Origin of the sequence: Kribbella sp. CA-245084, assembly GCF_050942355.1 — a bacterium.
Classification (GTDB): Bacteria; Actinomycetota; Actinomycetes; order Propionibacteriales; family Kribbellaceae; genus Kribbella.
Genome location: NZ_CP192053.1, coordinates 6,675,806 through 6,698,264 on the forward strand (window position 1 = coordinate 6,675,806; position 22,459 = coordinate 6,698,264).

The window sequence follows — 22,459 nt, forward strand, 5'->3', positions numbered from 1 at the left end:
CCTTAAGCGTCGGACCGGGCAAGAGGCGCCCGGAGGATGGTGAACGTGCGGGTGATGTCGAACCCCGTCTTCAGGTACAGCTGCCCGGCCGCGGACTTCTCGCCGGTCCACAGGAACCAGGCCGAGTGGGCGCCGGCGGCAACCATCCGTTCGAGCGTCAGGTGCAGCAGCACCTTCCCTAGCCCGGTGCCGCGCGAGGCCGGCAGTACGCCGAACGGCCCGAAGCGGTCGATCACCCCTTCGTACGTGCCGTGCATCGCCCAGCCGAGGATCGCCCGGCTCGACGGTGTTGGACCAGGACGGCGAGCCACGACGATGCGATCCAGTGGCAGACCGGACACGACGCCCTCGCGGATCGCGCGGGCCCAGTCCGGGTTGAACTCCGCGCCGGCGATCGTGATCAGCGCGGTCAGCTCGTCGTCGGTTGGTATACCAAAGCTGTAGCCCTCGGCCGTCAGCGCATCGATCCGCTTGCGGACCTCGTCCGGAATGGCATACCCGATCAATCCGCGATCCATCGCGACGGCGTCGTACTGCCGCTCGAAGCCGAGGTCGGCCAGCAACCGAGCGGCGGACGGGTAGCGAGCGCTGTCGAGGCCGGGGAGGAAGTAGTTCGGCGTGTACGACGAGAAGAAGACCTCGGACCGCCCGTGCGACCGCAGCCAATCCATGGCCGCCGACAACAACGAGCGGCCGATCCCGCGACCCCGGTACTCCGGATGCACGAAGAAGAACGGGATCCACCCGGCCGCCGGCTCGAGATCGTCCGCGTCGACCGCGATCAACCGCCGGACCGCGTACGCCGCGCCGACGATCTGATCATTGATCACGGCCACCTGCAGACCGGCCGCGTCGAAGTTGCGGTCGAGCAGGAACAGGTCACGGAACCGCGGGTAGCTGATCGGATCGGCCGGCGCCGCAGCCGTCCACGCTGAAGCCAACGCCGGTCCGTCGCCGACCTGGAACGAGCGGATCGTCACGTCCGGGATCGTCATCGAGCAGCCCCTTCGTAGAGCAGTACGCCGGGCCGCACCCAACCCGCCGGTGTGGTTGCTGCAGGCAAGAGATCGACCGGGTCGTCGCCGGCCTCGAGCGCCTTCCGCAGCGAGTCCGAACCCCACAGCCGGTCGAGTGACGGCAGCATCCCGAAGTCGTCCGGATACAGCTCGTTCAGCACCCGAAGCATCACCAGCGCGGTCCGCACCGGCTCGAACGCGTCCCGATCGACAACATGAAGCTGTACGCCGGACACCGCCTGACCGGCGTACTTGCTGAACACCGGCTCGAACCAGGTCCGCCGGAAGATCACGCCGGGCAACCCACACGCGGACAACGCCGGCACGAGCCGATCGTCGACGTACGGCGCCCCGATCGTCTCGAACGGTCGCGTCGTACCGCGGCCTTCGCTGAGGTTCGTCCCCTCGAACAAGCCCGTCCCGGGGTATACCAAAGCTGTGTCCGGCGTCGGCATGTTCGGCGACGGCGGCACCCATGGCATACCGGTCCCGGACGACGAGCGCGTCCAGCCCTCCACCGGGATGACCGTTGCCGTACCCAACTGTCGGGCCAGCTCGCCGACGGTCAGCCCGTGTCGCAAGGGAATCGGCGCCCGTCCGACGAAACTCTCGAACCCCGGCTGCAGCAGCGGACCTTCGACCCGGACACCGCCGAGCGGGTTCGGCCGGTCGAGGACGACAAATGGCATACCAAGCCGCGCCGCCGCCTGCTGGCAGTCGTACATCGTCCAGACGTAGGTGTAGAACCTCGTCCCGATGTCCTGGATGTCGAACAGCAGGACGTCGACACCCGAGAACAGGTCGTCGAGCTCCCGCCCCTGCCGCAGGTAGGTGTCGAAGACAGGGAGCCCGGTATCGGGATCGACTCCCTCGCCTTCACTCGCACCCGCTTGCGCGGTACCGCGGAGGCCGTGCTCGGGACCGAACAACGCCGTCAACGGCAGACCGGCCGCACGCAACGCGACCGAGGTCGGCGTGAGGTCCGGCAGTACGCCGGTGAAGTTCGTGATCAGTCCCAGGCGCCCGTCGGGCACCAGCCCCCGGTCCTCGGCCAGACGCTGCGCGCCGGTCCGGACCACCATCGCCGCCACCACCAACCCAGATCTTGGATCCTGCAGGAACTGGGTTGAAAACTTACCGATGTTGTCAGGCGGAGGTCAATGGATTACCGACAAACGTTTACCAGAGTCATCCAAGGAACGGCGTGAGCGCGGCGAGGAAGTCGTCGAGCCGCTCGGCGTGCACCCAGTGCCCGGCCTCGGGAACCTCGGCGTACTGCACGTGCGGGAAGTAGGCGGCGATCGTCGCGCGATGGTCCTGCTGCACGTAGTCGGACTTCCCGCCGAAGATGAACAGCGTCGGCCCGTCGTACCGCAGGCCGGCAGCCTCCGCGGGCCAGCCGGAGATAGCCGGCAGCGCGGCCTCGATCACCGGAAGGTTCGGCCGCCACCGAGCGCCGTCAGCATCGAGGATCAAGTTCTGCAGCAGAAACGCACGGGTCCCCGCAGTGGATACGGTGTCCACCAGCTGCGCGTCCACGTCAGCGCGCCGCGTCACCGACGACAGATCGGCGTTCCGCATCGCCTGCGCATACTCGACGAACGCCGGCGGATACACCACCGGAGCCGCGTCAACCACAACTAGGCGCTCGACGACCTCTGGATACGAAAGAGCGGTCAGCATCGCGGTCTTGCCACCCATCGAGTGCCCGACCAGCGCGACCGGCCCGACCCCGAGCGACTCGATCGTCTCGCGGACGTCGGCGGCCATCTCCGGGTAGCTCATCGTGTCGACGTGCGGCGAGGTCCCGTGGTTGCGCAGGTCGAAGGCGAACACCCGGTGCTTGTCGGCGAGCCGGCGCGCGGCGGTCATCCAGTTCCGCCCCGAGCCGAACAGCCCGTGCATCACCACGACCGGCGTACCGCTGTCGCCGTACGACGTGACCGGAAGCTTCATGCAGACACCCTTTCAGCGGCTCCGTTGCCAGCACGCGGTGTGCCAGTGGCGCCGCTCGTCGAGCGATTGGGCGCCGCCGATCGCGCCGAGCAGGCTCGGGTTGTCCGGCCACACCACGACATGCGGGGTGACGGGCGGGATCAGCTGGTCGCAGCCCGGGCAACGGTACGACTTGGCGGACGCGGACCCCGAGACCCGCCGGACGTTCCACTCACCGCCGGCCTTCTCCTCACGCGACTGGGTACCACCGAGCAGCGGCCGGTCACTGACCGGCCGCTGCCACTTGGAAGGCCTTCTGCGCGACATAGCCCCTCAAGGCTAGCCGTATGACCTAGGTCACCCCAGCAGCAACAGCTCAGGCGGCGCGAAGTTCCTCGCCGACCTCGTGCATGTGGCGCAACCCCATTCGGTACGAGTCGATCAAACCCGTTGAAAGATAGGGCATTCCGATGCGTTCGCAGTACGCGCGAACGATCGGCTGGGCGAAGCGGAGGTTGGCTCGCGGCATGCTCGGGAAGAGGTGGTGCTCGATCTGGTAGTTGAGTCCGCCCATCATCCAGTCGGTGACCAGACTGCCGTTGACGTTGCGGGACGTGAGGACCTGCTTCTCGAGGTGACCCCAGTTGCTGTCGTCGTCGGGCATCTCCATGCCCTTGTGGTTCGGCGCGAACACGCTGCCGAGATGCAGCCCGAACACCATGTGATGCACCAGCGCGAACACCAGCGCCTGGGCCGGCGACATGATCAGGAACAGCGCGGTCAGGTACAGCACCACGTGCGCGGCCATCAGGCCGAGCTCGAGCTGATGCGTACGACGACGCGCGAGCAGGAAGCGGATGCTCGACACCTTGAGGTTGAAGCCCTCCAGCGTGAGCAGCGGGAAGAAGACCCGCGCCTGGTTGCGGGTGAGCCAGCCCTCCAGACCCTTGCGGCCCTCGGCCTGCTGGAGCGTCCAGACGAACACGCCCTCGCCGACATCCGGGTCCTTGTCGGTGTGGTTCGGGTTGGCGTGGTGACGGTTGTGCTTGTCGTTCCACCAGGCGTAGCTCATCCCGAGTACGACGTTGCCGTGCAGCATCCCGATCCAGTCGTGCAGCTTGCGCGAGCTGGCGATCTGCTGATGTCCGGCGTCATGCCCGAAGAACGCGGCCCGGGTGGTCAGGATCCCCAGCGGGAGGGCGAGCAGCACCACCCACCACGAGGCGCCGATCGCGGCGATCGCGGCCCAGGTCAACGCCATCAGCGCCACGTTGATCCCGATCGCCATCGCGTACGACGCCGTACGGCGCTCCAGCAGGCCGGCCGCCTTGATCTCCCGGAGCAGAGGTGAGAAATCACTACCCTTGGTCCCTGGTGGGGTCACTGTCGCTGTCATGCATCCAGCCTCATCCTCGGCACCGCGGAAAACATGAGCGCTACTACCCAGATGCCGGGGGGTGGCAGCCCTCCGGCCAGAGGGGAGTTAAGTCCACCGCGCCTGAGCACACGCTGAGTCATGATGGAGGCATGAGCACCGTCGTGACCACCGAAGCGCCGCCGATGCGGTATCCCAAGCTCGCCCAGCCCTGGATCGCGCTGTTCCTGGCGATCCTGGCCGAGCTGGGGATCGCTCTGTTCGTGCTGAGCGTCGTGTCGGTGCCGCTGATCGCGGTCTGGGTCGGCATCCCGCTGCTGCTCGTGGTGGTGCCGGCCGCGCGCTGGTTCGCCAACTGCCACCGGACGATCCTCGCGGGCTTCCTCGGCGAGCGGATCCCCCGCCCGTACAAGAAGCCCCCGATGCCCGGCATGCTGATGCGGCTGCGGACCATCCTCACCGACCCGCAGACCTGGCGGGACATCATCTGGCTGCTCGTGAACGCCGTGCTCGGGTTCACGCTGTGCCTGCTGAGCGCAGTCCTCTTCCTGGCCATGCTCTTCTACCTGGTCTACCCGCTGCTCGTCGGCGTGACGCCGGAGGGCGTGTTCACCGAGCCGTTCGGCGGACTGCTGACCGTGAACTTCTGGACCAGCTTCCTGCTGATGCCGGTCGCGCTGATCGCGTTCCTGATCTGGCAGGCCGCCGGCGAGCGGCTGCTGAAGGCGAACGCGTTCCTGGCCCGCTCGCTGCTCGGCCCGACCGAGAGCGCCAGGCTGGCGATGCGGGTCCGCGAGCTGGCCGAGTCACGCGCCGAGACCGTCGACACCCAGGCGGCCGAGCTGCGCCGGATCGAGCGCGACCTGCACGACGGCGCCCAGGCCCGCCTGGCCGCCCTGAGCATGAACCTCGGCATGGCCGAGGAGATGGTCGCCCGCGACCCGGCCCAGGCAGCGGCCCTCTTGACCGAGGCCCGCGAGTCCGCGAGTACGGCGCTGTCCGAGCTGCGCGACCTGGTCCGCGGGATCCACCCGCCGGTGCTGGCCGACCGCGGTCTCGACGGCGCGGTCAGGGCGCTGGCGATGTCCTGCCCGTTCAAGGTCGACGTCATGTACGACGTCCCGGGCCGTCCGCCCGCGCCGGTCGAGTCCGCGGCGTACTTCGCGGTGGCCGAATGCCTCGCGAACACGGTCAAGTACTCCGCCGCGACCACCGCGTGGATCCAGATCACCCACGAGGACGAGAAGCTGCACATGATCGTCGGCGACGACGGCGTCGGCGGTGCCGTGATCAGGCCCGGCGGCGGTCTGTACGGTATCGAAAGGCGGCTGGCCGCCTTCGACGGTACGTTGACCGTGGTGAGCCCGAGCGCCGGGCCGACCACCGTGATCATGGAGCTGCCTTGCGAGTCCTCATCGCTGAAGACCACGCCCTCCTCCGGGACGGCCTGATCCGCCTGCTGGAGGCGCACGACTTCGAGGTCGTGGAGGCGGTCGACAACGGACCCCGGCTGGTGCCCGCCCTCGTGGAGCACCGGCCGGACGTTGCCGTGGTCGACGTCCGGCTGCCGCCGACGTTCACCGACGAGGGCCTGAAGGCGGCGATCGAGGCCCGCAGCCAGGTCCCCGGTCTGCCGATCCTGGTGCTCTCGCAGTACGTCGAGCAGCTGTACGCGCGCGAGCTCCTCACCGGCGGGGGCGGCGGCGTCGGGTACCTGCTGAAGGACCGGGTGTCGAACGTCGCCGAGTTCCTCGACGCGGTACGCCGGGTCGCGGCCGGCGGTACCGCGATGGACCCGGACGTGATCGGTCAACTGCTGGCCCGCAACACCCGCGACGAACCGATCGGCCGGCTCACGCCGCGCGAGTCCGAGGTCCTCGGTCTGATGGCCGAGGGACGCTCGAACGCCGCGATCGCCGGCGCGCTGTTCGTCACCGAGAAGGCGGTCAGCAAGCACACGAACAACATCTTCTCGAAGCTCGACCTGCCGCCGTCCGAGGACGACAACCGCCGCGTGATCGCCGTACTGACCTATCTGTCGTCGCGCTGAGTAGTCAGGTCCGGATCCGGCGGAGGAACTCCTGGGTGCGCGGCTCGTGCGGCGCGTCCAGGACCTGAGTGGGCGGGCCGACCTCGAGCGGACGGCCCTGGTGGAGGAAGCAGACCCGGTCCGCGACGTCGCGGGCGAAGGCCATCTCGTGCGTGCAGACGAGCATCGTCATGCCCTCGGACTTGAGCTCGCGGAGCAGGTCCAGGACCTCGCCGACGAGCTCCGGGTCGAGCGCCGACGTCACCTCGTCGAGCAGCATCAGCTGCGGTGAATTCACCATCGCGCGGGCGATCGCCGCCCGCTGCTGCTGACCGCCGGACAACTCATCCGGCTTGGCCGTGGCCTTCTCGGCCAGCCCGACCCGCTCCAGCATCTCCAGCGCGCGTGCCCGCGCGACGTCCCGCGGTACGCCGTGCACGCGGATCGGCGCCAGCGTGATGTTGTCGAGCACGCTGAGATGCGGGAAGAGGTTGTACGACTGGAACACGATGCCGATCCCCGATCGCACGTTGTCGGCGTCGACGCGCGGATCCGTGATGTCCACGCCGGCCAGCTCGACCACGCCGTCGTCGACCGTCTCGAGCAGGTTCACGCACCGCAGCAACGTCGACTTCCCGGACCCGGATGCGCCGATCAGTACGACGCACTCCCCCGCGTCGACGTCCAGATCGAACCCGTCCAGTACGACGTTCTCGCCGTACACCTTCCGTACTCCACGCAAGGACAGCAGACTCACACCGGACCACCTCCCCCGCCGTACCAACCTTGGCGGCGGGCGACGTAGTCGGTCAGACGGGTCAGCGGGATCGTCAGCGCGACGAACAGCAGGCCGGCCACGACGTACGGCGTGAAGTTGAAGTCCTCGGCCGTCTCCAGCTGCGCTGCGCGGATCGCGTCGATCACGCCGAGGACTGCGATCAGACCGGAGTCCTTCTGCAGACTGACGAAGTCGTTCAGCAACGGCGGCATCACCCGGCGTACGGCCTGTGGGAGTACGACGAAGCGCAGCGTCTGGCGATACGTCAGCCCGAGCGAGCGCGCCGCCGCCCGCTGCGACGGATGCACCGATTCGATGCCGGCGCGGAACACCTCAGCGACGTACGACGAGTAGGTCAGCACGAGCGCCGCCCCGCCCCAGATCACCGCCTGGTTCGGCAGCCCCCGCAACTGCAGCGCCGGTACGCCGAAGCCGAGGAGGAAGATCACCAGCAACAACGGGAGGCCGCGGAACACGTCCGTGTAGGTGGCCGCGAACACGCGCAACGGGAAGAAGATCGGGCCGCGCAACGTGCGCATGATCGCCAGCGTCATACCGAAGATCACGATGAGTACGGCGCAGATCAGCATCACCCGGATGTTCAACCAGAGGCCTTGGGCAACGACCGGGAGCGCCTCCCACCCGCGGTGGAAGTCGAAGAACGTCGCCCGGACCCGCGGCCAGCCCGGCGTCGAACCGATGCCGACGGCAACCAGCGCGAGCAGGACCACCGAGCTGACGACCGCGATCATCGTCGACCGCCGGGCCCGGCCGCGCCGGTACGCGATCCGCTCGCGCTGAAGCTGGGACGGTTGCCAGTCGCTCACGACAGCTCGGGAGCGCCAGACTCGGTCAGGTACTGCTTCTGCAGGTTGGCCAGCGTGCCGTCGGTCTTGAGCGCGTCGACCGCCTGGGTGATGCAGCCGGTCAGCTTCGAGCCCTTCTCGAGCACGAACCCGAACTGCTCGGTGGTCCCGGTCGACGGCAGCTGCCCGACGATCTTGCCGTTGTCGAGCTGCGCCCCGGTCATGTAGAACGCGGTCGGCAGGTCCACCACGATGCCGTCGATCTGCTTGTTCTTCAGCGCCTGCACCGCCAGATCGTTGGTGTCGAACACGGCCGGCGTCTGCTTCGGTTTCACCTGGTCGCGCAGCGCGGTGTAACTCGTCGTACCGACCTGGGCGCCGAGTTTCGCATCAACCAGCTCGGCGACCGACTTCGCGTTCGCGATCTTGCTGCCCGCGGTCGTGATCACGGTTTGCCGCACGTCGTAGTACCCGGACGAGAAGTCGACGGCCTTGCGCCGGTCCTCCGAGATCGACACCTGGTTCACATCCAGGTCGAACGCCTTCGTCCCGGGCGCGAACGCGGTGTTGAACTGCACCGTCAGCCACTTGACCCCGGCCTGCTCGAACCCGAGCTTCTTCGCCACCGCATAGGTGACGGCCGACTCGTACCCCTTGCCGTTGGTCGGGTCGTTGTTGCTGAACCACGGCTCGTACGCCGGCTTGTCGGTGCCGACCGTCAGCGTGCCGGCAGTCTTCACCGCCAGCTTGTCCTTCGCACAGGCATCCGCCCCGGACGGTGTCGAGGACCCCGACGCCGAGTTGTCCTCCGGCGCACACGCGCCGAGCCCAATGACCGCAAGCACCGCCAGCCCCACCACTGCACGCGTTCTCATGCGCAGAAGCCTAAGACCTCTTGCGGTACGCCGTGGGGCTTGATCCGGTGTGTAGACGGAAGCGTGTCGAGAAGTAGAGCGGGTCCGCGTAGCCGACCTGTGCGGCGATCGAGGCGACCGGGCGGCTGGTGAGCTCCAGGAGGCGGGCCGCGGCGTCGAGGCGGCGGCGTTCGACGAACTGTTGCGGGCCGACGCCGAGCTGGTCGCGGAACAGGTGGGCAAAGCGGGAGACCGACAGGTTGACCGCTCGAGCCAGCCGCGGGATGTCCAGGTTGGCGGTCAGGTCCTGGTCGATGAGCTCGATCGCGCGGAGCAGCCGGTCGTCGATCTGGACGGCCTTCGGGTTCTGGGTGTCGCACCACAACAGCGCAGCCTCCAGCGAGTTGGCGCTCAGCTGCTCGGCCTGCGGGAGCACGCTGCGTTGATGCCGTACGGCGTCGCGCAGGTGGTCGGCGATCCGGTCGAAGGTAGGGCCGGCCGGATGGAGCTGAACGATGCCGGGAGCAACCTCCGGCCAGTCGAGCAGCGGGAGCCAGTCGGGCTTCGGGTTCACGTGCGCGTACAGGAAATGCCAGCGATCGCCGACCGTGGCGTAGTCGTGGAGGGTGGCAGGACGGACCAGTGTGACGCTGCCGGGCTCGGCGCGAACATGACCGAATCGTCCCTGGCCGTCGAGCGTCTGCACCAGCAGCCAGTCCGTCGTCCCACGCCGCCGGTACGTCGCGTAGTCAGGGCCTTCGTCGAACTCACCGGTCGCCAGCCGACGGACCAGCGGGATCGGCGAGTCAGCAGGATCTCGAAGGTTCACAGCTCAATAGAGTATCGCTGACCGCCACCTGGCCGCCGCATCCTGGATACATGACAGTCGTGGACATCTATCAGCGGGACGGCATCGTCCAGGTCCCCCAGTTGTTCGATTCCGCTGAGGTCGAGCGGATCAAGAGCGTGTTCATGGAGCAGGTCGCCGTCGATCACTCGCTCGCGATCGACGACGGCGTACCCGAGGACGACCCGCTGGCGAAGTACCCGCGGTTCGTGCACCCGCACCGGCGTGCCGACCTGGAGGCCGGGCGGCTCTCGCTCGAGCTGATGCTGGACAGCCGGATCGTCGATGTCGTGCAGGCGCTCATCGGTCCCGCGCTCGCCGCCCAGTCGATGTTCTACTTCAAGCCGCCGGGCGCCCGCGGGCAAGCGCTGCACCAGGACAACACATTCCTGCGCGCCGATCCGGAGACCTGTCTGGCCGCGTGGATCGCGATCGATGACGTGGACGCGGACAACGGCGGGCTCGCCGTCGTACCGGGGTCACACAAGACCGAGTTGGTCTGCCCCGAACCGACCGACCTGACCGAGTCCTTCACCAGCGTCGAGGTCCCGATCCCGGACGGGCTCAGCAAGGTGCAGACGAAGATGAAGGCCGGCGACGTCCTGTTCTTCCACGGCAGCGTCGTCCACGGCTCCCGCCCGAACGGCACCGACGACCGCTTCCGCCGTTCGCTGATCTTCCACTACATCCCCGAGGACAGCGTCGAGATCGCGGCCTTCTACAACCCGCTCGTCAAGCTCGACCGCCGCGAAACAGTCCTCCCCGAGGCAATCGGCGGCGGCCCCTGCGGCGACTACGCGCAGGCCGAGCCGTAAACCCGTCAGCTGGCGTAGTCGCGGAAGCCTCGGCCGGTCTTGCGGCCGAGGTAGCCGGCGGTGACGAGGTGTTCGAGGAGCGGGGCGGGGGCGAAGCCGGGCTCGCGGAACTCGAGGTACAAGGTGCGCTGGATCGCGAGCGCAACGTCGAGGCCGACCACATCGAGGAGCGCGAACGGGCCCATCGGAAGGCGGCAGCCGAGCTTCATCGCGGCGTCGATGTCATCGACACCGGCGTAGTGGGCCTCGAGCATCCGGACCGCGTCGTTCAGGTACGGGAACAGCAGCGCGTTGACGATGAAGCCGGCGCGGTCGCCGCAGCGGACCGGGTGCTTGCCTGCGGCAACGGCTACGGCGGCCACCGTGTCGGCGACCTCGAGCGCGGTGCTGACCGTGCTGACAACCTCGACCAGCTGCATCACCGGCGCGGGGTTGAAGAAGTGCAGGCCGACCACGTCGGACGGCCGCTTGGTCGCCATCGCAAGGTCGATCACCGGCAGCGATGAGGTCGTGGTCGCCAGGATCGCGCCCGGCTTGCAGATCTCGTCGAACGTCTCGAACAGCGCCTGCTTGACGCTGAGCTCCTCGACCACGGCCTCGACCACCAGGTCGACCGTGGCCAGATCGTCGAGCTTCGCCGTACCGGTCACCCGGCGCAGCGCGGCGTCGCGCTCGTCGGAGGACAGCTTGCCGCGCTGGACGCCCTTCTCCAGCGAGCGTTCCAGCGTCGCGCGGACCCGGTCGACCTTTTCGGTGCCGCGGGCAACGTACAGGACGTCGTACCCGGCCTTGGCGCAGACCTCGACGATGCCGACCGCCATCGTGCCGGAGCCGACCACGCCGATCTGCTTGATCGGGCGGACCGCTGGGGCACCACCGGCGGTTGAAGGGGTGCTCTCGTCGTCGACCACGACCGGCGAGTCCGGACCCTCGTAGGTGTAGAAGCCGCGCCCGGTCTTCCGGCCGAGCAGCCCGGCGGTGACCATCTGCTTGAGGATCGGCGCCGGCGCATGCAGCCGGTTGCGTCCCTGCTTGTACATCGTGTCGAGGATCTCGTACGCCGTGTCGAGCCCGATCAGGTCGAGCAGCGCCAGCGGACCCATCGGATACCCGCAGCCGAGCCGCATCGCCGCGTCGACGTCCTCACGCGTGGCGTAGCGGGACTCGACCATCGAGACCGCGTGGTTCAGGTAGCCGAACAGCAGCGCGTTGGCGATGAAGCCGGCCCGGTCGGCCGCGACCACCGGCACCTTGTCGAGGCGGCGAGCCAGGGCCTGTACGTCGTCGACCACGTCCGGCTCGGTGACGACGGTCTTGATCACCTCGACGAACTCCTGCACCGGCGCCGGGTTGAAGAAGTGCATGCCGACGACGCGGCGCGGGCGCTGGGTGGCGACGGAGATCTCGGTGACCGACAACGACGACGTGTTGGTCGCGAGGATCGCGTCCTCGCCGACGATCTTGTCCAGCGCGGCGAAGATCTCGCGCTTCAGCTCGAGCCGCTCGACGACGGCCTCGATCACCAGGTCGCAGTCGGCCAGCGCCTCCATCGAGGTGGCGAACGTGACCCGGTCGAACAGCGCCTGCTGGTCCTCGACGGACAGCTTGCCGCGCTTCACGGCCCGGTCGGTCGAGTGCTGGATGTGGCCGCGGCCGCGTTCGGCGGCTTCCTCGTCACGCTCGACGCCTACCACCGTCAGGCCGTTGCGCGCGAACACCTCGGCGATCCCGGCGCCCATCGTGCCGAGACCCACCACACCCACCGTCGTCAATTCCCGAGCCATGCCTTGCACTATGCCAGTCCGGATAGTGGTCCGCCCATGAGTTGCAGCACCGGCGAGGCCAAGCTCACACGTTCTCGTCGTACACGACCGGGGTCTCCATCCAGCCGTCCAGCAACCAGAGCGGATCCGGCGCGGCCAGGAGTGCCGTCGCGATCGGCCGCGGCCGCAGGTCCCGTCCGGCGAGCTCGGGCAGCGACAGCCAGACCGCGCGGTAGCTCCCCCGCTCGGACTCGGCCGGGCTCGTCATCTCCGGGCCGTCGCCGGTGCCGAACTCGCCGCCGATGACGTCAGCGCAGAAGTAGTGCTGCGTACTGTCGCCGAAGTGCACGACCGCGACGACGCTGCGGATCTTGACCAGCAGCCCGAGCTCCTCGTAGATCTCACGCCGCGCAGTCTCGGCCGGGCTCTCACCTTCTTCGACCTGGCCGCCGGGCAGAACGTAGTACGTCATCCCGTCCCGCACGCGCTCGATCGCGGCGATCCCCTGGTCGGTGAGCAGTACGACACCCGCCCGGATCATGCGCGCGTCGCCAGCACGTAGAACCACATCCCGAATTTGCCCTCACCGCGGTCCAATCGCCGCACTTCCCAGCCGGTGCTCGTCAGCACCTCACGCAACGCGTCCTCCTGCCAGAGGACGAAATGCCTCGGTAGGTCGAGGTTGCGGTCGGACCATTCCTCGCCTTTGCCCTCGCGCGTCGCGAACGCCAGCACCGGGGCAGATCGCGCCGCCTTCCGCAGTACCTGGGCCAGGCCGGGGCGGTCGAAGTGCAAGAACACCGCGTCCGCGAAGACCGCGTCGTACGGTCCGCCGAAGTCGTCGGTGAGCGCATTCAGCCGGTCGACGGCGTGCCCGTCGGCCCGCATCATCTCGATGAACGCCTGGGTCGCGTCGGTCCGGCGTACGACGAAACCGCGGCGTTCCAGCTCGAGCGCATCGCGTCCGGTCCCGCTGCCGATCTCGAGCACCCGCGCGCCGGGGCCGACGCGCTCGCCGAGTAGATCGATCAACTGGTCATTGGCCGCGGTCGGGATCGAGTCGCGGAATTTCTCCGCGGCCTGCTCGTACGCCGACAGCGTGACCTCGTTGTCGGTCGCAACCCGCGTCCAGCCGTCGCCGGTGTGCTCGACGGTCGCTGGCAACCGCAGGCCGAGATCGACGCCGAGCACGACGACGGTCTCGCCGCGATGCAGGTCCGCGATCGACTGCAGCTCCTCGTCCGGCCGCTGGGTCAGCTCGGGTACGACGGTCAGCCGTACGCCGAGGCGCTCCGCCAGGCGGGATCCCGCTGCCGCTTCGAACGTTCCGGCGTACACCTGGGCGACCCGCTCGCCGACCGCCGCTTCCTGGACATCACCGGGCAGCAGCAGGATCCGCGCCGGACACATGAGATTCATCGGCCGACGTACTCCAATGCCTCGGCGGCGTACTCCGGCCAGGCCTCCGACTGCGCCAGCGGGATCATGACCCACTCCTTCATCGGCCGGCCCATCCCGGGGTCGAATGGCTCGGCGCCGGGCAGCGCGAGTGCCTTCTCCCGCGGTTCCGGCGGCAGTTTGAACGTCATGGCGTCGCCGAACATCCCCGCGAGCACCTTCTTGCCGACCTTGAGACAGGGCATACCGAACATGCTGCCCCGGACCACTCCGGCCGACTCCAGTTCGGCCGCCACGACGTCGTACGCCGCGACTGCCTGATCGCTCACCTTCGGCATCATGCTCACCACCCTCCCACTCCTGACGGCCAGTGCACTACGGTGCTTTCTCGTGCGCTTGGTGATTGCTACTTGTTCTGTCGACTACTCGGGGCGGCTGACGGCTCATCTGCCGATGGCGCCGCGGCTGCTGATGGTGAAGGCGGACGGATCCGTGCTGATCCACGCCGACGGCGGGTCGTACAAACCGCTGAACTGGATGTCGCCGCCGTGCAAGCTGACCGAGGAAGAGGGGGTCTGGAGCGTCACCAACAAAGCTGGTGAGGAGCTCCGGATCACGCTCGAGGAGGTGCACAGCGACACCTCGTACGAGCTCGGTACCGACCCCGGCCTGATCAAGGACGGCGTCGAGGCGCACCTGCAGGAGCTGCTCGCCGAGCACGTCCAGACCTTCGGCGAGGGCTGGACGCTGGTACGCCGCGAGTACCCGACCGCGATCGGCCCGGTCGACCTGCTGTGCCGCGACGCCGACGGCAAGCACGTCGCCGTCGAGATCAAACGCCGCGGCGAGATCGACGGCGTCGAGCAGCTGACCCGGTACGTCGAACTCCTCAACCGCGACCCGTTGCTGGCTCCGGTCCGCGGCATCTTCGCCGCCCAACTCATCAAACCCCAGGCCCAGTTCCTGGCCACCGACCGAGGCCTCGAATGCGTCACCGTCGACTACGACGCCCTCCGCGGCATGGAATCCGACGTACTCCGGCTCTTCTAGATCCTGACAAATCAGAGAATTTGCCCGATTTCGGGCAGAAGCTTTGCAGTGACCTCGAAAACACTGCATGGTGGTCGGGTGATCAGTGAGGCGGCGGCTGTGGAGCCGGTGGACGAGCTGGCCGATCAGGTCAGCCGGACGACCGGCCTGTCGGCGGATGTCGCGCGGCGCGTGGTCGCCGACGTACTGGCCTATTTCACCGAGACGACCGAGGACTACGTCCGGCGCCGGCACCGTGAGTTGCAGACCTACGGCGCCCGCAACGACGAGATCTTCGCCCGCCTCGGCGCCGAGCTCCGGCACTGGCCGGTCCGCTCACCCGAACTCTCCGCCCGGCAGCTCCGACGGATCGTCTACGGCTGACGGGACCAACCCTTTCGAAAGGCACCCACTACATGTGCGGAATCGTCGGGTACGTCGGCACCAAGCCGGCCGCGCCCATCCTGGTGGACGGACTGGCCCGGCTCGAGTACCGGGGCTACGACTCGGCGGGTGTCGCCGTACTGGGCTCCAGCGAGCTGAAGGTGCACAAGGACGCCGGCCGCGTCCGTGAGCTGGAGGCGTCGCTGCCGAAGCGGTTCGGCGGCAAGCTCGGCATCGGCCACACCCGGTGGGCGACCCACGGCGGTCCGAGCAAGGACAACGCGCACCCGCACGCCAGCGGCAACGAGCGGATCGCCGTCGTCCACAACGGCATCTTCGACAACGCCGGCGCGCTGCGCACCCAGCTCGAGGACGCGGGCGTCAAGCTGCGCTCCGAGACCGACACCGAGGTGCTCGCGCACCTGATCGAGCAGTCCGAGGGCGCCACGCTCGAGGAGAAGGTGATGGCCGCGCTGCGCCGGATCGAGGGCACGTACGGCATCGCCGTCATCGACCTCGACTTCCCGGACCGGATCGTGGTCGCCCGCAACGGCAGCCCGCTGATCCTCGGCATCGGCGACGGCGAGATGCACGTCGCCTCCGACGCGGCCGCGCTGATCCGCTACACCCGCCAGGTCGTGTACTTGGACGACGGCGAGATGGCGACCGTCCGCGCCGACGGGTACCGCACGTTCACGCAGGACGCCGCGCCGACCACCAAGACCGCGAAGACGGTCGAGTGGGAGGCCGACGAGTACGAGCGCGGTCTGCACGAGCACTTCATGATGAAGGAGATCCACGAGCAGCCGGACGCGGTCGGCCGCGCCATCCGCGGTCGCCTGGACGAGCGTTTCCACACCGTGCACCTCGGCGGCCTGAACATGGACGCCCGCGAGGCGCGCGAGATCAAGCGGGTCAAGATCCTCGGCTGCGGTTCGGCGTACTACGCGGGTCAGATGGGCGCGCAGTTCATCGAGGAGGTCGCGCGGATCCCCGCCGACGCGGAGCCCGCGTCGGAGTTCCGCTACCGCAACCCGGTCGTCGAGCGAGACACGCTGTACGTCGCCGTATCGCAGTCCGGTGAAACCCTGGACACGCTGGTCGCGGTGCAGGAGCTGAAGCGTAAGGGCGGTCGCGTGATCGGCCTGGTGAACGCGGTCGGCTCGAGCATCGCCCGTGAGGTCGACGGCGGTGTGTACCTGCACGCCGGCCCGGAGGTCTCGGTCGCGTCGACCAAGGCGCTGACGAACATGGCGGTCGGGTTCGCGATGCTCGGCATCCACCTCGGCCGGATCCGCGACGTCTCCCCCGCCGACGGCCGCCGGCTGATCGACGGCCTGAAGAAGCTGCCCGAGGACATCGCCGCGATCGTCGCGCAGGAAGAGGAACTGGCCAAGATCGCCGGCCGGCTCGCCAAGCACGAATCGCTGTTCTTCGTCGGTCGGACCCGCGGGTACCCGGTCGCGCGGGAAGGCGCGCAGAAGCTGAAGGAGATCTCGTACCGGCACGCCGAGGCGTACCAGACCTCCGAGCTCAAGCACGGTCCGCTCGCGCTGATCTCCCCGGACGTCCCGAGCGTCGCGATCGTCCCCGACGACGAGCTGCTCGACCGCAACATCGGCGCCCTGCACGAGATCGGCGCGCGGTCGGGTCCGCTGTACGTCGTCACGCACCCGGGCGTCGACGTACCGGACGGCGTCGCGGCCAAGATCGTCGTACCGAAGAACGAGGCCGAACTCGACCCGATCCTGCTGACGATCCCCCTCCAGATCATCGCGTACTACGCAGCCGTAGCCCTAGGCCACGACGTCGACAAGCCCCGCAACCTGGCCAAGTCCGTCACCGTCGAGTAGCACCCGGATCTGCAAGCCACCACAACTGCACCACCGCGGCCCCCGCCACGCTCAGCGCGACGGGGGCCGCTGCATTGTGATGGCCTGCAGATCCGCCTGTCCGCAGTTGTCAGACTTGGCGGACCTGCTGGGTGGCGTGGCGGGTCGGGACCGCTCCGGCGCGCTCGGCCGCGACGGTCTGCGACGTGCCTGCACCCGGACCGGTGGTTCCCGGCCTGGCCAGGCCGGTTAGCGCGCGGTCTGCTGCGCTTGCGGCCTCGGCTCGTCGGTCTGCTTCGTTGAGCTGGTGGCCGGGTCGGCTGCGGTCGGCGCCGAGGTCGCGGTACGGGTGGAGGCCGAACTCGTTGACGAAGCGTTTGCAGACCTCGACGCCACGGACCGAATTGCCTGTCGGGTCCAGGCGGGGCGAATACGTCACCACCGCCAGCCCTTTCGACGGCACCACCATCATGACGTTGCCGGACACACCGCTCTTGGCCGGCAGCCCGACCCGGTCGGAGAACTCCCCGGAGCCGTCGTACATCCCGCTGTGCCCCATCACGGCCAGCACGCGCCCAGCGGTCTCCGGAGAGAACACGCGCACGCCGCTCGGCGCGACTCCGCCGTTCGCGAGCGTCGCACCGGCTTTGGCCAGCTGCTCGGCGTCCATCGTGAGCGAGCAGACCATCGTGTAGAACTCGACAGCGTCTTCCGGAGCGCGCCGATCGTTCGGCCGGGCCCCTCTGAGCTTGTTGGCCTGCATGAGCCCGTTCGCGAACCTGACGTTCCCGAACCCGGTATCACGCTCGGCCAGGAACGTCGCACCATGCAACTGCGGTCGTTTGCCCGTCATCGCCGCCCAGGTATCCCGGACAGTGGTGAACCGGTCCGACTGCTCTTTGCCGGTGTCAACCAGCGCGAGGGTACCGATCGCTCCGGCGTTGATCATCGGGTTGCGCGGCCTGCCGTCTCGGCCCAGCGACAGAGCGGGATCGTTGAAGGGGCCGCCGCTCTGCTCCTGGCCGACCCAGCGATGCACTTCCTCCGGCCCGAGCTGTTCCAGCGCGATCGCATAGTTGAACGGCTTCGACGTCGACTGGACGCTGAACTCGTCCGCCGTGTCGCCGATCGAGAACACCTGCCCGTCCGCCGTACAGATCGCGATCCCGAACCGCTCCGGATCGGCGTCCCGCAGCGTCGGGATGTAGTCGGCGACCTCGCCGTCTCGGTTCGGCAGCAGGTCGGCGTACATCGCCTCGATGCCGCGCACGTACTCGCGGAACTCGTCCGGCGGGACGGCCAATTCGCCGCCCAGGGCTCGATACACCACGCCGTCGCCGTGCTGCGCGATCTCGGCGTACTGCCGGAAGTCGATCTCCACCGGCTGGATGTCGATCCCCACCGGGCGGCCGACGTCAGCGAGTGCCGCGCGGACGCGCGCATCGTCGGGCTGGACCCCCACCTGTCCCAGCTTCGCGAGCAGTTCCCAGGCCCAGATCCGGCCGTTGTCGTCCTTGTCCACCGACGTGAACGTACGCAGGAGCTCGGACTCCGACACATCCATCGCGACTTCCTTCCCCAGGCAGATGTGGTCACGCGACGACGCTGTCGGCGAGTGAGCAGCCTGTCCGACTCGTGTTTCCGCATGAGTCACCTGGTGTTACGGAGACGTCAATCGGCGCTCTTGTTGGACAAGTTGATGACTTGTACGATCACTGGCCATGGATCGCATCCGCCAGGTGAAGCTTTCGTCCGTGGTTCTTCCGCTCGACCAGCCGATCAGCGACGCCAAGGTGCTGACCGGGCGGCAGCGGCCGATGACCGAGATCGTGTTCCTGTTCGCGGAGATCGCGACCGAGCAGGAACAGCACGGGATCGGGTTCAGCTACTCCAAGCGCGCCGGCGGACCGGCGCAGTACGCACATGCGAAGGAGATCGCGGCGGGGCTGATCGGCGAGGACCCGTCGGATATCGGCAAGGTGTACGACAAGCTGCTCTGGGCCGGCGCGTCGGTTGGCCGGTCCGGGGTCGCGACGCAGGCGATCGCGGCGATCGACATCGCTCTCTGGGACCTCAAGGCGAAGCGGGCCGACCTCCCGCTGGCCAAACTGCTCGGTGCGCATCGGGACTCAGTCCGCGCGTACAACACCTCCGGCGGCTTCCTGCATGCGCCGATCGAGGAGGTCAAGGAACGCGCCTCGAAATCGCTGGCCGACGGCATCGGCGGGATCAAGATCAAGGTCGGTCAGCCCGAGACCCGGATCGACCTCGAACGGGTCCGCGCCGCTCGCGAGCACCTCGGCGACGACGTACCGCTGATGGTCGACGCGAACCAGCAGTGGGACCGCCCGACAGCGCTGCGTTTCGGCCGCGTGCTCGAGCAGTTCAACCTGGTGTGGATCGAGGAGCCGCTCGATGCGTACGACGCGGTCGGTCATGCGGAGCTTGCCGCGGCGTTGGACACTCCGATCGCGACCGGCGAGATGCTGTCCAGCGTCGGCGAACACGTCCGGCTGATCGAGGCGCGGGCCGCCGACATCATCCAGCCGGACGCACCGCGGATCGGTGGCATCACGCCGTTCCTCAAATTGGCGATGCTTGCCGATCACAACGGTCTTCAGCTGGCTCCGCACTTCGCGATGGAGATCCACCTGCACCTCGCGGCCGCTTATCCGCGCGAACCCTGGGTCGAGCATTTCGAGTGGCTGAACCCCTTGTTCAACGAGCGTCTGGAGACGGTCGACGGCCGCATGCTCGTGCCGGACCGGCCTGGCCTCGGCTTCACGACCAGCGAGCAGTGTGCGCGGTGGACGGTCGACAGTTGCGAGTTCGGCCGATGAACGGTTTGGCATACCAAATCGTCGAGGAGCTGAAGCAACGAATTCTGAGCGGGGAGATCGCGCCCGGCGAGAAGCTGCCGGGTGAGAACAGCCTGGTCGAAGAGTTCGGCGTCAGCCGGACCGTCGTACGTGAAGCTGTCTCCCGGTTGCAGGCGGCCGGGCTCGTGGAGACGTTCCAGGGCCGCGGCTCGTTCGTGCTGGAGGTCCCGGAGCGTACGTCGGGACTGCGCGAGGTGCGATCGCACCGGGACGTGCTGGAGCTGATGGACTTCCGGATCGGCGTGGAGAGCGAGGCGGCTGGGCTGGCGGCGGGCCGACGGACGGTATACCAACTGAAGGGGATCGAGCGGGCGCTGGACGAATACCGGCGGATCGGGGACGACCCGGCGCGGTCGGTGGAGGCGGACTTCGCGTTCCACCTGAAGGTAGCAGTTGCTTCAGGCAACCGCTTCTACTCCGACCTGATCGCGGAGCTCGGCCCGATGATGATCATGCTGCCGCGGACCCGACTCGACCCGGCCTACGAGATGTCCGACCCGGACCACCTGACCCGAGTGATCCACGAACACGAAAACATCCACGCAGCGATCAAGCACGCCGACCCCGAATCGGCACGCGCGGCAATGCGCGTCCACCTGTCAAGCACCCGCCACCGCCTCCAAACCCACCAACCCAACTAGCGCCGTCAGCTGCAGACCCACCAACCCGCCCAGCACCCTCGGCCCCAAACCCACCAACCCGCCCAGCACCCTCGGCCCCAAACCCACCAACCCGCCCAGCACCCTCGGCCCCAAACCCACCAACCCGCCCAGCACCCTCGGCCCCAAACCCACCAACCCGCCCAGCACCCTCGGCCCCAAACCCACCAACCCGCCCAGCACCCTCGGCCCCAAACCCACCAACCCGCCCAGCACCCTCGGCCCCAAACCCACCAACCCGCCCAGCACCCTCGGCCCCAAACCCACCAACCCGCCCAGCACCCTCGGCCCCAAACCCACCAACCCGCCCAGCACCCTCGGCCCCAAACCCACCAACCCGCCCAGCACCCTCGGCCCCAAACCCACCAACCCGCCCAGCACCCTCGGCCCCAAACCCACCAACCCGCCCAGCACCCTCGGCCCCAAACCCACCAACCCGCCCAGCACCCTCGGCCCCAAACCCACCAACCCGCCCAGCACCCTCGGCCCCAAACCCACCAACCCACCCAGCACTCCGGCCGCAGACCCACCAACCCGCGCTGCACCGTCGGCTCCAGACCCACCAACCCGCGCAGCGCCGTCGGCTCCAGACCCACCAGCCCGCGCAGCGCCGTCGGCTGCTGACCCACCAGCCCGGGGAGGGCTCCGGCTGCTGGGCCGCCGGCGTGGATGGGGCTCGTCGCCCGGGGCTACCAGCGGGCGGTGTTCGGGCTGAACGTCGGGTCGAAGGTCCGCATGTACGTCGTGTCGTCGCGCTTGCGGATCCCGCAGCGGAGGTACTGCTCGTGCAACTCCCCTAGCGCGTTCTCGTCCAACTCGACGCCGAGCCCGGGTGCGGTGGGGACCCGCACGCTCCCGGACTCGAAGGACAGTACGCCGGGCTTGATGACGTCCTCGGTCTTCCACGGGTAGTGGGTGTCGCACGCGTACGTGAGGTTGGGCGTTGCCGCGGCCAGATGCGTCATCGCGGCCAGGCTGATGCCGAGGTGCGAGTTGGAGTGCATGGACAGTCCCAGGCCGAACGTGTCGCAGATCCCGCCTAGGAGCTGCGACCGCGTCAATCCACCCCAGTAGTGATGGTCCGACAACACGACCTGCACAGCATCCGCGAGGACGGCCGGCTTCAGATGGGCGAACGCGACGACGCACATGTTCGTCGCCAGCGGGATCTCGGTCTGCCGCGCGACCTCCGCCATCCCGTCGATCCCCGGCGTCGGATCCTCGAGGTATTCCAGAATCCCGGACAGCTCACGCGCAAGCCGGATCGAGGTGTCCACGGTCCACGCGCAGTTCGGATCGATCCGCAGCTTGTGATCCGGGAACGCCGCGGCCAGCGCCCGGACCGCCTCGGCTTCCTCTTCGGGAGGAAACACGCCGCCCTTCACCTTGATCGCCGTGAAGCCGTACTGCTCGATCATCGTTCGCGCCTGCCGCACGATCCCGTCCGGATCAAGCGCCTCGCCCCACGAGTCCGACTCTTGCCCAGGCTGCCCGGGTTGCCCTGGCTGCCCCGGCTGCCCCGGATACCCGGGCTGCCCGGGATACCCCGGCTGCCCCGGATGCCCGGGCTGACCTGGATGCGCGGAACGCCCTGGATGCCCTGGATGGCCGGCCCACTTGTAGAACAGGTACGCGCTGAACGGCACCTCGTCTCGTACTGCGCCGCCGAGTAGGTCCACCACCGGCCGGCCCAACTGCTTGCCCTGGGCATCGAGTAGCGCGACCTCGAATGGCGACATCACCACATCGACGGGGTCCTGGTGGTTTGGTATACCAGCGGTCGCGAGCACGGTGCCGACCCGCCGGTGGAGCCCGTTCAGGTCGGACACGTCCAGCCCGGGCAGTACGTCGGCGACAGCCCGCAGCCGTGCCAGGTGGTCGTCGGAGGCGTATGTCTCCCCCAGTCCGACCAGCCCGTCGTCCGTCCACACCTGCACGATCGTCCGCAGCGCGAACGGTTCGTGCACCCCCGATACGTTGAGCAGCGGCGGATCCGCGAACGCGACCGGCGTGAGTTCGATCCGCGCAACCTTGCTCATCGGACGAGCCTAGGAACGCTG

Annotated in this window: 23 protein-coding genes; 8 read left to right on the forward strand and 15 right to left on the reverse strand. The window is 68.3% G+C overall.

Features of this window, described 5'->3' with window-relative positions; genetic code table 11:
• Positions 1-2: 2 nt before the first annotated feature.
• The 5 genes from ACQPYH_RS31715 to ACQPYH_RS31735 all read right to left on the reverse strand — a co-directional run bounded on the left by ACQPYH_RS31715 (position 3) and on the right by ACQPYH_RS31735 (position 4,347).
• On the reverse strand, positions 3-995 hold the full coding sequence (locus ACQPYH_RS31715; RefSeq protein WP_432878804.1) for a GNAT family N-acetyltransferase: 993 nt from the start codon (positions 993-995) through the stop codon (positions 3-5).
• Positions 992-2,098: an exo-beta-N-acetylmuramidase NamZ family protein gene (locus ACQPYH_RS31720; protein WP_432878807.1), complete on the reverse strand. Its 1,107-nt coding sequence runs from the start codon at positions 2,096-2,098 to the stop codon at positions 992-994. The genes ACQPYH_RS31715 and ACQPYH_RS31720 overlap by 4 nt, the downstream gene beginning before the upstream one ends.
• Positions 2,099-2,204: 106 nt before the next feature.
• Positions 2,205-2,972, reverse strand: a complete 768-nt coding sequence (locus ACQPYH_RS31725; RefSeq protein ID WP_432878810.1) for an alpha/beta fold hydrolase — start codon at positions 2,970-2,972, stop codon at positions 2,205-2,207.
• Between the two features lie 12 nt (positions 2,973-2,984).
• Complete coding sequence (locus ACQPYH_RS31730; protein ID WP_432878812.1) at positions 2,985-3,278, reverse strand: hypothetical protein; 294 nt, start codon at positions 3,276-3,278, stop codon at positions 2,985-2,987.
• 49 nt (positions 3,279-3,327) lie between these two features.
• A complete protein-coding gene (locus ACQPYH_RS31735; protein WP_432878814.1) occupies positions 3,328-4,347 on the reverse strand; it encodes a fatty acid desaturase family protein in 1,020 nt (339 codons plus the stop codon).
• Positions 4,348-4,478: 131 nt separating this feature from the next.
• Here ACQPYH_RS31735 and ACQPYH_RS31740 point away from each other — a divergent pair, with 131 nt between their 5' ends.
• Both ACQPYH_RS31740 and ACQPYH_RS31745 read left to right on the forward strand, forming a co-directional pair.
• Complete coding sequence (locus ACQPYH_RS31740) at positions 4,479-5,777, forward strand: sensor histidine kinase (protein WP_432878817.1); 1,299 nt, start codon at positions 4,479-4,481, stop codon at positions 5,775-5,777.
• Positions 5,729-6,376 carry a response regulator gene (locus ACQPYH_RS31745; RefSeq protein ID WP_432878818.1) on the forward strand — a complete coding sequence of 216 codons (648 nt, stop codon included), beginning with the start codon at positions 5,729-5,731 and terminating at the stop codon, positions 6,374-6,376. The genes ACQPYH_RS31740 and ACQPYH_RS31745 overlap by 49 nt, the downstream gene beginning before the upstream one ends.
• Positions 6,377-6,380: 4 nt before the next feature.
• On the opposite strand, the gene ACQPYH_RS31750 is transcribed toward ACQPYH_RS31745, so the two are convergent.
• Genes ACQPYH_RS31750 through ACQPYH_RS31765 form a run of 4 tightly spaced genes read right to left on the reverse strand, consistent with a single transcriptional unit; the run spans position 6,381 to position 9,622 of the window.
• Positions 6,381-7,112 (reverse strand): amino acid ABC transporter ATP-binding protein, encoded by a 732-nt coding sequence (locus ACQPYH_RS31750; protein WP_432878821.1) that lies wholly within the window; start codon positions 7,110-7,112, stop codon positions 6,381-6,383.
• A complete protein-coding gene (locus ACQPYH_RS31755; RefSeq protein WP_432878823.1) occupies positions 7,109-7,960 on the reverse strand; it encodes an amino acid ABC transporter permease in 852 nt (283 codons plus the stop codon). Before ACQPYH_RS31755 ends, ACQPYH_RS31750 begins: the two co-directional genes overlap by 4 nt.
• Entirely contained in the window at positions 7,957-8,814 is an 858-nt protein-coding gene (locus ACQPYH_RS31760) for an ABC transporter substrate-binding protein (RefSeq protein ID WP_432878825.1), read from the reverse strand. Before ACQPYH_RS31760 ends, ACQPYH_RS31755 begins: the two co-directional genes overlap by 4 nt.
• Positions 8,815-8,824: 10 nt before the next feature.
• On the reverse strand, positions 8,825-9,622 hold the full coding sequence (locus tag ACQPYH_RS31765; protein WP_432878828.1) for a helix-turn-helix domain-containing protein: 798 nt from the start codon (positions 9,620-9,622) through the stop codon (positions 8,825-8,827).
• Between the two features lie 50 nt (positions 9,623-9,672).
• On the opposite strand from ACQPYH_RS31765, the gene ACQPYH_RS31770 reads away from it, so the two are divergent.
• Positions 9,673-10,455: a phytanoyl-CoA dioxygenase family protein gene (locus ACQPYH_RS31770; protein ID WP_432878831.1), complete on the forward strand. Its 783-nt coding sequence runs from the start codon at positions 9,673-9,675 to the stop codon at positions 10,453-10,455.
• A gap of 5 nt (positions 10,456-10,460) precedes the next feature.
• Here ACQPYH_RS31770 and ACQPYH_RS31775 read toward each other — a convergent pair whose 3' ends face one another.
• From ACQPYH_RS31775 to ACQPYH_RS31790, 4 genes are all read right to left on the reverse strand, one after another.
• The gene (locus ACQPYH_RS31775; RefSeq protein WP_432878834.1) at positions 10,461-12,239 is read right to left on the reverse strand and encodes a 3-hydroxyacyl-CoA dehydrogenase family protein; all 1,779 of its coding nucleotides are present in this window, start codon (positions 12,237-12,239) and stop codon (positions 10,461-10,463) included.
• Between the two features lie 64 nt (positions 12,240-12,303).
• Positions 12,304-12,786, reverse strand: a complete 483-nt coding sequence (locus ACQPYH_RS31780; RefSeq protein WP_432878836.1) for an NUDIX hydrolase — start codon at positions 12,784-12,786, stop codon at positions 12,304-12,306.
• Positions 12,756-13,637, reverse strand: a complete 882-nt coding sequence (locus ACQPYH_RS31785; RefSeq protein ID WP_432878839.1) for a class I SAM-dependent methyltransferase — start codon at positions 13,635-13,637, stop codon at positions 12,756-12,758. The genes ACQPYH_RS31780 and ACQPYH_RS31785 overlap by 31 nt, the downstream gene beginning before the upstream one ends.
• Complete coding sequence (locus tag ACQPYH_RS31790) at positions 13,634-13,945, reverse strand: hypothetical protein (protein WP_432878841.1); 312 nt, start codon at positions 13,943-13,945, stop codon at positions 13,634-13,636. Before ACQPYH_RS31790 ends, ACQPYH_RS31785 begins: the two co-directional genes overlap by 4 nt.
• Positions 13,946-14,006: 61 nt before the next feature.
• Here ACQPYH_RS31790 and nucS point away from each other — a divergent pair, with 61 nt between their 5' ends.
• The 3 genes from nucS (at position 14,007) to glmS (ending at position 16,882) form a co-directional block, all read left to right on the forward strand.
• Complete coding sequence (gene nucS / locus ACQPYH_RS31795) at positions 14,007-14,666, forward strand: endonuclease NucS (RefSeq protein WP_130448766.1); 660 nt, start codon at positions 14,007-14,009, stop codon at positions 14,664-14,666.
• A gap of 78 nt (positions 14,667-14,744) precedes the next feature.
• Complete coding sequence (locus ACQPYH_RS31800) at positions 14,745-15,029, forward strand: hypothetical protein (RefSeq protein WP_242000878.1); 285 nt, start codon at positions 14,745-14,747, stop codon at positions 15,027-15,029.
• Positions 15,030-15,061: 32 nt separating this feature from the next.
• Positions 15,062-16,882, forward strand: coding sequence for a glutamine--fructose-6-phosphate transaminase (isomerizing) (glmS, locus tag ACQPYH_RS31805; RefSeq protein WP_432878844.1), 1,821 nt, complete (start codon positions 15,062-15,064; stop codon positions 16,880-16,882).
• A gap of 109 nt (positions 16,883-16,991) precedes the next feature.
• Here glmS and glsA read toward each other — a convergent pair whose 3' ends face one another.
• Complete coding sequence (glsA, locus tag ACQPYH_RS31810) at positions 16,992-18,425, reverse strand: glutaminase A (protein ID WP_432878846.1); 1,434 nt, start codon at positions 18,423-18,425, stop codon at positions 16,992-16,994.
• 157 nt (positions 18,426-18,582) lie between these two features.
• On the opposite strand from glsA, the gene ACQPYH_RS31815 reads away from it, so the two are divergent.
• Both ACQPYH_RS31815 and ACQPYH_RS31820 read left to right on the forward strand, forming a co-directional pair.
• The gene (locus ACQPYH_RS31815; RefSeq protein WP_432878849.1) at positions 18,583-19,701 is read left to right on the forward strand and encodes an L-talarate/galactarate dehydratase; all 1,119 of its coding nucleotides are present in this window, start codon (positions 18,583-18,585) and stop codon (positions 19,699-19,701) included.
• The gene (locus ACQPYH_RS31820; protein ID WP_432878852.1) at positions 19,698-20,381 is read left to right on the forward strand and encodes a FadR/GntR family transcriptional regulator; all 684 of its coding nucleotides are present in this window, start codon (positions 19,698-19,700) and stop codon (positions 20,379-20,381) included. Before ACQPYH_RS31815 ends, ACQPYH_RS31820 begins: the two co-directional genes overlap by 4 nt.
• Positions 20,382-21,088: 707 nt before the next feature.
• Here ACQPYH_RS31820 and ACQPYH_RS31825 read toward each other — a convergent pair.
• Entirely contained in the window at positions 21,089-22,438 is a 1,350-nt protein-coding gene (locus ACQPYH_RS31825) for a glucarate dehydratase family protein (RefSeq protein WP_432878854.1), read from the reverse strand.
• Between the last annotated feature and the right edge of the window lie 21 nt (positions 22,439-22,459).